Consider the following 12,687-nt stretch of genomic DNA (forward strand, 5'->3'; position numbering starts at 1 on the left):
CGGCGCCCGCTTCCAGGCCGAGATCGCACCCCGCCTCGCCGCCTTCTTCCAGCGCAACACACCCCTCAACCCAACACAGAAACACACCGCCCCAAGCGCTTCGGCCAAGCCCATCGGGGCATCCAGGCTCGACCGGCGTCGGCAGCTTGTACAGGGCAGGGCCCCCGCCGTGCAGCCGCGGCCTCGGCGGGTCGGCCACGCCGGTCGAGGCCAGGTCCGCGGCTGAATCCGAGCGGTCGTTGGGATCGCCGCAATGCGCCTACCCGGCAAAACTCCGGGCGAAGGGGCGATCGAATACGCCGCCCGAGGCTGCGTTCAGGGGGAGCAGCGACCTCACGCGTCGGTCAAGCTCATCGAGTCGGCGCAGGAGCGGTTCGCGGCAGCGTGCCCTCTCGGCTTCGAGATCCGTGCGGCACCTGGTCTTGTCCGTCTCCGCGCCCGAACTCGCGTCGAGCCGCTCGCACGCGATCTGGAACCCGAACTCGACATCGGCCAGAGCGGCCAACGCGCCCTGCAGGTCGCCCGTGAGGGCGTCGAAATCCGTCGAGGTGTCGAAATCCGTCGTGGTGAAGGGTGCAGCGTCGGTGGTCATCGCGGGCTCCCTCGTCGCCGCCCTGCCCATAGCACGAACCACCTGGCCGCGCTGCGCATGGAAAGCAGCGCTCGCCGGGCAAGCATCGCATCCCGGCATAGCTGCCGAGGCGCCGGTCCGCCGACGATGCCGGTCGCGGTCCGGTGCACGCGCGCATCCGAGGCCCGCAACTCGACGGCCTCGACCGAGCTTCGCCTCTGGCAGTCCATTTGCTTGCGGGCCCGGCAAGCCGCATGAACCCGGCCCGGCCGGACGGCTCCTCAACGCCGCCCGGGTCGCGAGCGTGCCGCCCTCTCCGAGCCCCCTCCGCCCGCCGGCCCCGACCATCAACCTGCAACGAGGAGCGCCGTGCCCGATCTGGACCGTATCGTGAGGGATATCGCCGACGAGATGCGGGGGCGGACCGACCGCGGCGAGGTCGCCTCCTACATTCCCGAACTCGCTCGGGTCGATCCCGGCGCCTTCGGGATCGTGGTGATCGACCGGGACGGGGCTGTCGCGTCCGGCGGAGACAGCGAGGCACCGTTCTCCATCCAGAGCATCTCGAAGGTCTTCACCCTCACCCTGGCGCTCGGCATGGTCGGGGACCGGCTGTGGAAGCGCGTCGGGCGCGAACCGTCGGGCAGTCCCTTCAACTCGGTGGTCCAGCTCGAGTACGAGCGAGGCGTCCCGCGCAACCCCTTCATCAACGCCGGCGCCATCGCGGTCACGGACGTCATCCTGTCGGGCCATCAGCCCCGGGAAGCGCTGGGGGAGATCGTGCGCTTCATGCAATTCCTCGCCCAGGACACGTCGATCGCGATCGACGAAGCCGTCGCGGCCTCGGAGCAGAGGACCGGCTTCCGCAACGCCGCGCTCGCGAGCTACATGAAGTCCTTCGGAGTGATCGACAATCCCGTCGATTACACCCTCGGCGTCTACTTCCATCACTGCGCGATCGCGATGTCGTGCCGGCAGCTCGCCATGGCGGGACGCTACCTCGCCCATTCCGGCCGCCATCCCGGCACCGGCCTGTCCGTCGTTCCGCCCGAGCGCGCCCGCCGCATCAACGCCATCATGCTCACCTGCGGCCACTATGACGGCTCGGGCGAGTTCGCCTATCGGGTCGGGCTGCCGGGCAAGAGCGGCGTCGGCGGCGGCATCCTGGCCATCGCGCCCGGACGGGCCTCGATCGCGGTCTGGTCGCCGGGGCTCGACGCATCCGGCAACTCACACCTCGGGCGGATCGCGCTCGAAACGCTCACGAAGCGCATGGGCTGGTCGATCTTCGGCGTGTGATGCGCATGCCGCCACGTCCGGCCCGGCAGGGCCGACGCTGCGCGGGCCGCGGAGCGGCGTCCGCCCCTTGCGCCGCGCGATCAGGGCTTGCGCGGGCGCTCGGCTTCCTGGACGGCCGCCTCGTGATACCACGCACTACCGGCCGAGGTCGCCACGACGCTGCGCGAGCGCATCTCGGCTCCTGCCTGGCCGTCATCCCTGGCAGTGCCCGAGGCCGCGCGCGCCTTGACGGGGAATTGGTAGATCTTAGCCGTCTCCCGACGGAAACCGTGGGTCATCGGGTCCTGTCTCCCATCGATGCGGTGCCACGCGCATCAACCTCTCACGCGGACTGCTCACGTGGACCTGCAAAGCAACGTAGCAGAGGCTGCATCCTCCTTGCACTGCTGTGCACTATATTCGTGCAAGACTGCTGACATTATAGGCATGAAAAAGCTTGCCATTTCCGCAAGCAGCTTTCCGTGGGCAGAATCACGCGCGCGGGCGGATCCAGCGCATTTGCTCGACCGAGCACCGCGCCGGCACCTCATCGCGCGCCGCTGCCCGCGGAAGCGCCACCCGGCAGACCGCCCCCGAGAGAACCGGATCTTAGCGATCCGCCGATAGGGCGATCCCGGCGGCAGGGCCGGCCCGATCCGACGATGCCGGGTCGATCCGTGGCATGGGACATGCTTAAGCTCCGCCAGCCTCGCAGGGCGCATCGCAGACCGGACCGACCTTCTCGCGGGTCGCATGGAGCGAATGACGAGAGACTCGCAATGACGAAGTACAAACTCGAATATATCTGGCTCGACGGCTACACTCCGGTACCGAATCTCCGCGGCAAGACGCAGATCAAGGAATTCGAGAGCTTTCCGCAGCTTGAGCAACTTCCGCTCTGGGGCTTCGACGGCAGCTCGACCAAGCAGGCCGAGGGTAGTTCCTCCGATTGCGTGCTGAAGCCCGTCCGCCAGTTCCCCGACCCGGCCCGCACGAACGGCGTTCTGGTGCTGTGCGAGGTCATGATGCCGGACGGCAAGACCCCGCACCCGTCGAACAAGCGCGCCACGATCCTCGACGACGAGGGCGCCTGGTTCGGCTTCGAGCAGGAGTACTTCTTCTACAAGAACGGGCGCCCCCTCGGCTTCCCCGAGACCGGCTTCCCGGCTCCGCAAGGCCCGTACTACACCGGCGTCGGCTACTCGAATGTTGGCTCGCTCGCGCGCCAGATCGTCGAGGAGCATCTCGACCTCTGCCTCGCCGCCGGCATCAACCACGAGGGCATCAACGCCGAGGTGGCGAAGGGGCAGTGGGAATTTCAGATCTTCGGCAAGGGCTCCCGGAAGGCCGCCGATGAGATGTGGATGGCCCGCTACCTGATGCAGCGGCTCTGCGAGAAGTACGAGATCGACATCGAGTACCATTGCAAGCCGCTCGGCGACACCGACTGGAACGGCTCGGGCATGCACGCCAACTTCTCGACAGCCTTCCTGCGCGAGACGGGCGGCAAGGCCTATTTCGAGGCCCTCATGAAGGCCTTCGAGACGGCGCGCGAGGATCACATCGCCGTCTACGGCCCCGACAACCACATGCGCCTGACCGGCAAGCACGAGACCGCCTCGATCCACGAGTTCAGCTACGGCGTCGCCGACCGCGGCGCCTCGATCCGCGTGCCCCACAGCTTCGTCAACAACAGCTACAAGGGCTATCTCGAGGATCGCCGCCCGAACTCGCAGGGCGACCCCTACCAGATCGCCTCGCAGATCCTGAAGACGATCGCGACCGTGCCGACCTCCGCCACCGTCTCGGCCGCGGCCTGATCGGCCGCCGCGGCGCGTCCGACCGTCACCCGATCGCCGCGCCAAGCCCGCGGGCACGGCGAAATCCGGCGCCGAGGCGGTCCTGCGCGCCCGCGTACCCTATCTCCAGGGATTCAGAATCGCGCCGGCCGGCGCGACGCTCGCCGGGTGCCCGCCGGTCGCCGCGAGCCATCGCTGCCGCGCGAGGTCGGCGAGCATCATCACGTCGTGCCGCGGCGGGTAGGCCTCGCCGGTCGGCAGGCGGCGGCTGTCGCGGTCGCGATGGGCCGGCGTGTCCCGGCGGTTCGCCTCGAAGTCGCTGCCGCCGCAGAAGGCGATGCTATCGTCGACGACGAGGAACTTCTGGTGCTGGCAGGCGCCGTAGGGCAGCGTCGTGTCGGCGCGGTAAGCGATGCCCGAGCCGAGCGCGATGCGGACCTCGTCCGGCGTGAGATCCTTCTGCGCCGAGAGCGGCCAGGGCATCTTCCAGATCAGCAGGCGAATCTCGAGCTCCGGCCGCTCGGCCTTCAGGCGTCGGAGAAGGGCCGTGATCGTCTCGTCGCTCGCAGCGCCCGCTCCGTCCGGCCGCAGGCACATGCGCGGGTCGAAGCTCCAGCCGATCAGCAGGATCGAGCGGCGCGCCGCCACGAGCGCGCGCCGCGCGGCCGCGAAATAGGCGGCTCCGTCATGCAGCAGGGCGACGCGCCGCGCCGGCACCCGGCGCCAGCAGGTCGAGCCGGGGCGAAGCCAGTCGTCGCGGTCAAGCGTGGCGTTCACGGTCCCGGCGAGGCTCATGGGCGCGGATGGATCCCCGGCTCGCGGTGCCTGGCCTTCAGCTTGTCCCGCACGCGGCGGCGCGTCAGAACGACGAGCACCGCCGTGGTGACGAGGCCGAGGCCGAGGCTGATCCAGTGGATCGGCCCTTCCTGACCGGCCGCCCGCCCGATCAGGCCGAGATAGATGCACAGCCCGGTGCCGGGCAGCATGCCGGTCACCGTCGAGACCAGGAAGGCGGCGAGACCGACATTCGTGACGTCGAGGGCGTAGTTCTGGGCGTTGAAGGGCACGAACGGGCTGAGACGCATGAGCACGAGCAGGCGCCACTCCCCGTCGCCGACCGCATCGGCGGTGGCCTTCAGCGCTGGACGCCGCGCGATCGCGGACCGGATGCGCTCCCGGAAGAGCGTGCGGGCGGCCAGGAAGGCGAGAAGCGACCCACCCGTGGCCGAGATCAGGACGATCGGCATCGCCCACCACCCGAATGCCACCGCACCGGCGATCGTCAGCGGCGTGCAGGGCACGACGAGAAGCGTCGCGACGAGGAAGATCGCCCCGAATACGAGGAGACCCAGCATGCCGAAGCCGGCCGACCAGCGGCCGAAGACCCGGAGCCAGGCATCGACCGGGAGGAGGTGCCAAGCCGCGAGGGTCGCCGCCGCCGCCCCGGCGATGATCAGCCAGTATCGCAGTTCGTCGGACTCCCCGCCCGAGTGGACCAGCGCACCCTCTCTCACGCGGCGGCCTCGCTCCGGGCGCGGAGCGGCGCGGGGCCTGATCGGACTTCTGATCCCGCAACGGCGGGACCGGCCGGAGAGGGCGGTGTGCACAGGTTCACGCGTTTCAAACCCTCTCGCCGCGCGGGAGTTTCGGAAGGCCGGCCTCCCCGGGAACCGTCTCGCGGCGCCAAGGTTGCGCCGGCCCCGGCGCGCATGTCCGGCCGCGGGAGACGCCGATGCCGGGCGCGAGCGGCCGGCCGGCGCTCCGCCCGTGCGAGCCCCGCTCAGGCGGTGGACGCGAGGAGCACGCCTCCGCGATCGCCGGTTTGCTGGGCGAACACGCCCTGATCCTGGGCCCAGGCCAGCGCGAACAGGATGACGACCGCGAAGCCGATCAGCATGAGCATGCCGGTCACCCGGTCCGGCTGCCGCCGGTTGGCGTGGATCAGGACGCAGCCGAGCACGAAGGCGAGAGCCTCCAGGAGCGGGGCGGCGATCAGGTCTTCCATGCCGGTACCTCGGCCCGGTGACGGGAAGCCCGACACAATCACGCGGCGTGCCAACCGCGATCCGCTGCCGGGCTGCCGCGCCTGCTCACGGCGTCGAGCCGCGCGAGGGCCAGACCCCGCTACTTTGCGTAGAGTTCGGACACGATCACGAGCGTCGCGCTGAGGACGCGGCCGCCCTCGATGTCACGCACATCCGCGCGGATCTGGACGGCGTCCTTGCTGGCCGCATGATGCGCCGCCATCTCGGCAAGCGCGCGCTGCGCCTCGAGCCGGACGGCATCGAGGTCCGGCAGGTCGAGACCGTGCTCGTCGCGGATCGGGATGCAATCGTGGAGGTCGAAGAAGTATCGCGACATAAACACTCTCCCGTTCGGGAACGGTGCGGCCCTGCGACGGAGCCGTCCCGTCATTCCTGTCGCCCCATCTGCGGATCGGATCGTCGCCGTGGCTACTCTTCCGCCGCATCAGATCTTTCGTGGACTAGTCGTCCTTCGTTGATGAATTGTGCTTCCGGCCTGGATGCTATTGAGGCGAATAAGCCTTGCATCGACCGTCAGCGCTCCCGAAGTCATCCTCGCGCGACGCCGGAGGGTCCCGTCCGCCCGGAGAGATCCGCAGCCGGAGGCATGCCGCGCTCGATCGGCCGGACGTCGAGGAGGCGGACCGACGTTTCGCCGATCCGCGCGCTGTCCCGGCGGGCGGGGGGCCATTCGGCATCCCCTCCCGGGCCGTGTTCGGAGCCTCGTCCGGTCTCGGCGAATGCCGGCCCGGCATCACGGCGACCGTCGGATGGCTGGCGGGGAGCCGTGGTCACGCGGACCACCGGCGGGCGGCTTCGACCTGCGGACGACGGGGCGTCGGGAGACGGCCGAGGTCGAGCACCGGCCCCGACAGGTGGAACACCTGCCGGTGCGTCTCGACCGTCCGCGGCGCCAGGCGGGCGTAGATCGGCAGGATCGTCGCGCCGCCGTAGGCGCAAGGGAGCGCCAGCGGCTCCACGTCCCAGCCGAAGCTCATCAGCCGGCTGACCAGGATCGGGTGCGTCTGCACGAGCAGGCCATCGAGCCCGAGAAACTCGGCTGCCTCCGCGACCGCCGTGAACGAGGGGCCGGACACCGCATCCGCGCCGCGGCTGCTCTCGCGCTTGCTCGGCGCGACGGCGCAGCGCGTCCACTCGTAGATCTGGGGACCGGACGGGGATGCGGCGCCCTTCAGGATCTCCGGGTAGAGGTGCGTCTGGAGATGCGGCCGCGTCGTCGGCAGCAGGCGCGAGTAGGAGACGATCTCATCCCGCTCCACGCCGATCACGTGCCAGCAATCGGGCGTATCGAACGCGTCGATCTCGCGCTCGTCCGGCTTGCGGCAAGCCTCCCACTTGAGATGACCGACGAAGAAATCGTGACGGAACCGGTAGACCCTGTCCATCAGGGCGGCGTTCTCAATGGCGGCGTGTCCGCTCAGCAGCTTGAACATGACCGAACTCCTGGTTGCATCCAGGGTCGGTCATCGCGTCGATGGCGGACATTCGTAAATTTACGAGGTTCGGCCCGGCCGCGGTCAGGCTATGATCCCGCGCCGGAGCGCCTCGGCGATCGACTGGACTCGGTTGACGGCGTTCAGCTTGCGTCCCGCGCTGGCGAGATGCGCCTCGACGGTCCGGGACGAGATCGACAGGATCTGCGAGGTATCCCAGGCGCTCTTCCCGGCGGCGGTCCATTTGAGGCACTCGATCTCGCGTTCGGTCAGGCGGCCGCCCGGATCGCCGAGCCCGCGCACGCGCGCCGCAGAGATCGCGCGGGCCCGCGCCATGGCGTAGATGGCGACGAGATGCAGGCCCGCCTGCTCGTCCTCGGAGAGGTGCAGGCGCGTCCCGCCGAAGCTCGCGCCGGCCTCGCCGCCGTCGAAATCGTGGAACGGCACGCAGAACCCCTCGGCGAGTCCGAAGGCCCGTGCCTCTCCCATCACGCGGGCGCTCTTCGGATCGTCCCGGTCCACGGGTGCGTCCGCCCAGCGGAACGGTTCGGTCGTGTTCCGGATATGCCGGATGACCGGGTCGTGATGCAGGTAGCCGTGGCTTTGATAGCGCTCCGTCCACGTGTCCGGCCAGCCCGTGATCATCGCGCAGTCGAGAAGCCCCTCGGCCTCCGTCCGAGGCAGGCCGCCGATCAGGAACGCGTCGTAGCCGAAATGGCCGCCCGCCGCCCGAAGCTCGCCGTAGACCTCGCTCCGGCTCTTCGCGCCGCGCAGGCGGTGGATGATGTCGAAGGAAATCTGACGAATGTCGGGCACGGATGGCGAGACCCATGTGAGGCAAGCCAGTTCATATCAAAAGGCAGCGTCATGAGATAGTTTGGCAAAGCAAGCACCGCCACGCCGAGGCTATGTCTTCCGTGGAAAAGAATTTATTTCCATAACCGCGCGACTAAGAGCGAGGTCCTTGCCGAACGGCACCTTCGGCTGTGCTTGCCAAGCTTTCGGCACTTGCCAAGCTTTCGGCGGACGGCGCGCCGACGAGACGACGCGCCCGGCCGGCATCCTCATTCGGACCTCGTCGGCTTGATCTTCAGCTGGTCGATCGCCCAGCGCCACGAGCCGTCCGCCTGCCGGCGGGCGACCTCGCAGGATATGGTGCCGTTCGGCAGGCGTGCGAAGGTCATGGCGATCGGGCCGTTTCGGAGCGGGGGCAGTTCCTCGGCCTGCGGGAAATGGGACCGCCGCGCCAGGAGATCGGTGTAGAATCTGCGGATCTCCGCATGTCCGGTCGCGACCACGTCGCCGGCGGCGAGCACCGCATCCGGCTCGTAGAGCGCCACCAGCCCCTCGGCGTCGCCCGCATTGGCGCGCGCGTTGAACAGACGCGCCAGATCCTGCGGCTCGCGTGCGGGGCCGTCAGCGGAATCGGTCATGTGATCCTCCCGTCATGCTCTGTCCGAGCGTCCCGCCCGGCATCCGCAGGGTGCAACGCGCGAGACGCTACTTCAGGCGCCGTCCGTCGGCGTCGTGCACCGCGACCGTGACGGGGATGCCGGCCTTCACGCTCTCGGAGACCGTGCAAAATCGCTCGAACTGGTCGAGCACCTTGTCGATCCGCTGCACCTCGCCGGCCTCGGCGCCGAAGCTGATCACGACGTCGATGCCGGTGATGCGCAGGCGCCCTTCCGCGTTCCGCTCCACCTGGCAGCTCGATCTGGCCGTGAGGCCTTTCGCGTCCTGCTTGTACTTGGCGAGGGCAAAGACGAGGCTGGCGCAGAGGCAGTTCGTCACCCCCGCGACGAGGATCTGCTCGGGGAACGGTCCCTCGCCGCGGCCGATCGGCTCGGCCTCGTCCACGAGAAGATCGGAGATCGTCTCGCCGAAATCGATCAGGAACTGGTAGCCCTGAACCTGCCTGATCGTGATGCTCGGGCTCGACGACATCTCGCTCTCCACCTCGCGCGCGGCCGGCCCGCGCCGGAATGCCCGCCGCGGCGAGTTAGGGCCGTGCCCGCGATCCGTCCAACATCCGGGGGATCTGAGGCGCGCCGCCGGCCCTCCGGGCGATCGGTCCTCGCGGCCCGCTCGGGGGGAAGTTCGTCCGGTCTCCACATGCCCTTGACTTATGCTGCCATGTGGCATACCAAATGCCAACAACGCTGATCCAGACGTCAAGCCGTCGACGCCCTCGGGATGGGGAGAGCCCATTCCGGCAAGTGGAGGAAACGACCGTCATGACCGCATCCCGCGCCCGGCCGCGCCTGTCCCGCAACGACCGAGCGACGATCGCGCCGGCTCACGGACAGAATTGCGGCGCCTGATCGTGCAGGACATTTGCGAGGCTCACGACATCGTCGCCGGCGATCTCATGCCGCAGGAATTCGACTTCGCTCAGCTGATCGCCGCGGCCGGTGACGCCATCGTCGTCTCGGACCCGGCCGGAGCGATCCTGGTCTGGAACCCGGCTGCCGAGCGCATCTTCGGCTATTCCGCCGAGGAGGCGCTCGGGCAGTCGCTCGACCTGATCACGCCGGAGCGCCAGCGCCAGCGGCACTGGGACGGCTACCACAAGACGATGCGCACCGGGCAGACGCGCTACGGAACCCAGGTTCTGCGCGTGCCGGCCCTGCACAAGGACGGGCGCCCGCTGTCGATCGCGTTCACGGTGGCGCTGCTTCACGGCGCTGACGGCGCCGTCACGGGTATCGCCGCGATCATCCGTGACGAGACGGCCCGCTGGAACGAGGAGCGCCAGATGCGTCGGCGCCTGGCGGAACTCGAGGCGCCGGTCTCGTAGTCGAATTCGGACCGTCCCGGGACCGGCTCGCCGAGCCTCGTCTTGGGACGACGATAACAGGTCCCGATCCGCACGAGGATCGGGCCGGATAGCAGATTTGACCTTCAAACTGCCGAAAGGGAGAGAGCCGAGATGAGCAAGCCGCTCGAGGGTATCAAGATCATCGACTTCACGCACGTGCAGGCAGGACCCGCCTGCACGCAGCTCCTGGCCTGGTTCGGGGCCGACGTGATCAAGGTCGAGCGCCCCGGCGCCGGCGACGTGACGCGCACGCAGCTGCGCCACGTCGAGGACGCGGACGCGCTCTACTTCACGATGCTGAACTCGAACAAGCGTTCGCTGACGCTCGACACCAAGACGCCCGAGGGCAAGGAAGTCCTGACCAAGCTCATCCGGGAATCGGACGTCATGGTCGAGAATTTCGGCCCCGGCGCCCTCGACCGCATGGGCTTCTCCTGGGCGAAGATCCAGGAGCTCAACCCCGGCATGATCCTCGCCTCCGTGAAGGGCTTCTCGGACGGCCACCACTACGAGGACCTGAAGGTCTACGAGAACGTCGCCCAGTGCGCCGGCGGCGCCGCCTCGACCACGGGCTTCTGGGACGGCCCCCCGACCGTCAGCGCGGCCGCGCTCGGCGATTCCAACACCGGCATGCACCTCGCCATCGGCATCCTCACGGCGCTGCATCAGAAGAACAAGTCCGGCAAGGGCCAGAAGGTCGCCGTGTCGATGCAGGATTCGGTGCTCAACCTCTGCCGCGTCAAGCTGCGCGACCAGCAGCGCCTCGACGCCATCGGCTACCTCGAGGAATACCCGCAATACCCGCACGGCCAGTTCTCGGACGTGGTGCCGCGCGGCGGCAACGCGGGCGGCGGCGGCCAGCCGGGCTGGGTGCTGAAGTGCAAGGGCTGGCAGACCGACCCGAACGCCTACATCTACTTCACGATTCAGGGCCATGCCTGGGCGCCGATCTGCAAGGCGCTCGGCAAGGAGGAGTGGATCGACGATCCGGCCTACAACACGGCCCGCGCGCGCCAGGACAAGATCTTCGAGATCTTCGCCCTCATCGAGGATTGGCTGGCCGACAAGACCAAGTTCGAGGCGGTCGACATCCTGCGCAAGTTCGACATCCCGTGCTCGCCGGTGCTGTCCATGAAGGAGATCGCCAACGATCCGTCGCTGCGCGCCAGCGGCACGGTCGTCGAGGTGCCGCATCCGAAGCTCGGCTCGTACCTGACGGTCGGAAGCCCGATCAAGTTCTCCGACATGAAGGTGGACGTGAAGGCGTCCCCGCTGCTCGGCGAGCACACCGATGAGGTCCTCGCGGATCTCGGCTACTCGCAGGACCAGATCGCCAAGCTGCGCGAAGCCCGCGCCGTCTGACAAACCCGGAGCGCCGGCGCATCGGCGCCGGCGCTCCGACATGAGCAAGGCTCTCGAGCCGACGAGACCAGACGGCGCGCCCCCGGGGCGCGCCGTTCTCATGTTCGGGGCCGCCGCGGGCCGGCCCGCGGATCGGTCGGCCGTGCATCGCGGTGCGGGCTTGGGCCTCGGACGCACGGCCCGAGCGCGGCCGGCGCCCGCCGGCCCCGCTTAAGACATCCGGTCAGCCGCCGGGCGATTCGGCCCCGGCCAGGAAGAAGTCCACCGCCCGCGACACGATCGGCGGCTGGTAGGCGTGCGGCCCGTCATACTCGACGGCGGTGACGTCGTAGCCTGCGGCCCTGAGCTGCGCGACGTGGACGCGGGCGCTGCGCTCGATCGGGATCTGCTCGTCGCGCGTCCCGTGCGAGAGGAAGATGCGGGGCGCGCCCGCCTGCATCTGAACGGACATGAAGCCCGCCGAGGATACGATCAGGTGGGTCACGAGGTGCCCGTTGGTGAGCCCGAGCGACAGCGTGTAGCTGCCGCCGTCGGAGTGCCCAGCGAAGGCGAGATGCGTCGGATCGAGCAGGAAGTGCGCCGAGACCTCGGCCAATGCGAGGTCGAGGCGCTGGCGGTCGGGACCGTTGCCCGCGATCACGATGTCCCAGGTCGGGTAGAGGGATTGCGGGGCGAGGAGGAGGAAGCCGCGCGTCTCCGCGTGGCGCTCCAGCATGGGCAGGATCTTCTCGGCGCTGCCGCCGCCGCCGTGAAACAGCACCACAAGGGGCGTCGGGCGGCGCGGCCGGATGCCGGGCGGCACGCAGAGGAGCGCGTCGCGCTCCTCGAACAGTCCGAGCGCGTGCCGGCCCGGCGGCAGCGGTTCCTTCGTGGGGAGCCGGTAGGCGAAGTCGAGACGTCCGGCGAGGTGGGGATCCGTCATGGCGTCTTCCTCGATGGTCCTGCGAGCGCTGACCGGGCTCATTCAAGGACGATTGAGCGTCGACCGGGGCACGGCCCCGCCAGGATCAGGCGCCTCCGATCCGGCGGGCGAGGGCGGACCGCACGTCCGCGCGCGAGCGCGCACTCACCTCTTCCGTACGAGAGAAGTGAGTGCGCTGAACGCAGACCGGGTGTGAGATCAGGGACGTCCGGAGAGGCCGTATCCCGAACCCCGGCCCACTCCCCGCAGGGGAGGGGGCGCGTCGCGGATCCTCCGTCCCGCGGCGCACGGACGACGTTCGGATATGGCGGCCCCGTCGGAGCGCTTGTTTGTGTTGCCGCGGGTCCGATCCGGGATCGGCCGTCAGGCTGCGGGTTTTTTGCGCTGGACGCTGCTCTGGGGGTTGAGGCTGCCGATGTTGCCGCTCTCGGTTCCGGCGGCCGGGTCGATCTCGGCGTT

General features: G+C 69.1%; 16 protein-coding genes. 5 read left to right on the forward strand and 11 right to left on the reverse strand.

The features are described from left to right. The coding region (locus tag WDW90_RS30870) for a hypothetical protein (protein ID WP_336491348.1) at window positions 1–226 on the forward strand (226 nt) is incomplete at its 5' end. Between the two features lie 33 nt (window positions 227–259). On the opposite strand, the gene WDW90_RS30875 is transcribed toward WDW90_RS30870, so the two are convergent. Next, the gene (locus WDW90_RS30875; protein WP_336491349.1) at window positions 260–592 is read right to left on the reverse strand and encodes a hypothetical protein; all 333 of its coding nucleotides are present in this window, start codon (window positions 590–592) and stop codon (window positions 260–262) included. A gap of 348 nt (window positions 593–940) precedes the next feature. Between WDW90_RS30875 and WDW90_RS30880 the strand changes: the two genes are divergently transcribed. Continuing rightward, the gene (locus tag WDW90_RS30880) at window positions 941–1,870 is read left to right on the forward strand and encodes a glutaminase (protein ID WP_336491351.1); all 930 of its coding nucleotides are present in this window, start codon (window positions 941–943) and stop codon (window positions 1,868–1,870) included. An 80-nt stretch (window positions 1,871–1,950) separates the two neighbouring features. On the opposite strand, the gene WDW90_RS30885 is transcribed toward WDW90_RS30880, so the two are convergent. Beyond that, the gene (locus WDW90_RS30885) at window positions 1,951–2,148 is read right to left on the reverse strand and encodes a DUF2735 domain-containing protein (RefSeq protein WP_336491352.1); all 198 of its coding nucleotides are present in this window, start codon (window positions 2,146–2,148) and stop codon (window positions 1,951–1,953) included. Between the two features lie 480 nt (window positions 2,149–2,628). Between WDW90_RS30885 and WDW90_RS30890 the strand changes: the two genes are divergently transcribed. Next, on the forward strand, window positions 2,629–3,669 hold the full coding sequence (locus WDW90_RS30890; RefSeq protein ID WP_336491353.1) for a glutamine synthetase beta-grasp domain-containing protein: 1,041 nt from the start codon (window positions 2,629–2,631) through the stop codon (window positions 3,667–3,669). Between the two features lie 99 nt (window positions 3,670–3,768). On the opposite strand, the gene WDW90_RS30895 is transcribed toward WDW90_RS30890, so the two are convergent. The 8 genes from WDW90_RS30895 to WDW90_RS30930 all read right to left on the reverse strand — a co-directional run bounded on the left by WDW90_RS30895 (window position 3,769) and on the right by WDW90_RS30930 (window position 9,070). Next, a complete protein-coding gene (locus tag WDW90_RS30895) occupies window positions 3,769–4,443 on the reverse strand; it encodes a phospholipase D-like domain-containing protein (protein ID WP_336491355.1) in 675 nt (224 codons plus the stop codon). Further along, window positions 4,440–5,162 (reverse strand): TVP38/TMEM64 family protein, encoded by a 723-nt coding sequence (locus WDW90_RS30900; protein ID WP_336491357.1) that lies wholly within the window; start codon window positions 5,160–5,162, stop codon window positions 4,440–4,442. The genes WDW90_RS30895 and WDW90_RS30900 overlap by 4 nt, the downstream gene beginning before the upstream one ends. Before the next feature lie 266 nt (window positions 5,163–5,428). Then, window positions 5,429–5,653, reverse strand: a complete 225-nt coding sequence (locus WDW90_RS30905; RefSeq protein WP_336491358.1) for a hypothetical protein — start codon at window positions 5,651–5,653, stop codon at window positions 5,429–5,431. Between the two features lie 119 nt (window positions 5,654–5,772). Continuing rightward, the gene (locus tag WDW90_RS30910; RefSeq protein WP_336491360.1) at window positions 5,773–6,009 is read right to left on the reverse strand and encodes a DUF6894 family protein; all 237 of its coding nucleotides are present in this window, start codon (window positions 6,007–6,009) and stop codon (window positions 5,773–5,775) included. 454 nt (window positions 6,010–6,463) lie between these two features. Further along, a complete protein-coding gene (locus tag WDW90_RS30915) occupies window positions 6,464–7,126 on the reverse strand; it encodes an acyl-homoserine-lactone synthase (protein ID WP_336491362.1) in 663 nt (220 codons plus the stop codon). 84 nt (window positions 7,127–7,210) lie between these two features. Beyond that, entirely contained in the window at window positions 7,211–7,942 is a 732-nt protein-coding gene (locus tag WDW90_RS30920; protein ID WP_336491364.1) for a helix-turn-helix transcriptional regulator, read from the reverse strand. Between the two features lie 248 nt (window positions 7,943–8,190). Further along, the gene (locus WDW90_RS30925) at window positions 8,191–8,559 is read right to left on the reverse strand and encodes a YybH family protein (protein ID WP_336491366.1); all 369 of its coding nucleotides are present in this window, start codon (window positions 8,557–8,559) and stop codon (window positions 8,191–8,193) included. Window positions 8,560–8,626: 67 nt separating this feature from the next. Continuing rightward, window positions 8,627–9,070, reverse strand: coding sequence for an OsmC family protein (locus WDW90_RS30930; RefSeq protein ID WP_336491367.1), 444 nt, complete (start codon window positions 9,068–9,070; stop codon window positions 8,627–8,629). Window positions 9,071–9,494: 424 nt separating this feature from the next. Here WDW90_RS30930 and WDW90_RS30935 point away from each other — a divergent pair, with 424 nt between their 5' ends. Together WDW90_RS30935 and frc are read left to right on the forward strand one after the other, a co-directional pair. Continuing rightward, the gene (locus tag WDW90_RS30935; RefSeq protein ID WP_336491372.1) at window positions 9,495–9,923 is read left to right on the forward strand and encodes a PAS domain-containing protein; all 429 of its coding nucleotides are present in this window, start codon (window positions 9,495–9,497) and stop codon (window positions 9,921–9,923) included. A 132-nt stretch (window positions 9,924–10,055) separates the two neighbouring features. Further along, window positions 10,056–11,306, forward strand: coding sequence for a formyl-CoA transferase (gene frc / locus WDW90_RS30940; RefSeq protein ID WP_336491369.1), 1,251 nt, complete (start codon window positions 10,056–10,058; stop codon window positions 11,304–11,306). A gap of 223 nt (window positions 11,307–11,529) precedes the next feature. Here the strand turns inward: frc and WDW90_RS30945 are convergent, their stop codons facing one another. Then, a complete protein-coding gene (locus WDW90_RS30945) occupies window positions 11,530–12,228 on the reverse strand; it encodes an alpha/beta hydrolase (protein WP_336491370.1) in 699 nt (232 codons plus the stop codon). Window positions 12,229–12,687 lie beyond the last annotated feature (459 nt).

This window comes from Methylobacterium nigriterrae (assembly GCF_037106235.1).
Classification (GTDB): domain Bacteria; phylum Pseudomonadota; class Alphaproteobacteria; order Rhizobiales; family Beijerinckiaceae; genus Methylobacterium; species Methylobacterium nigriterrae.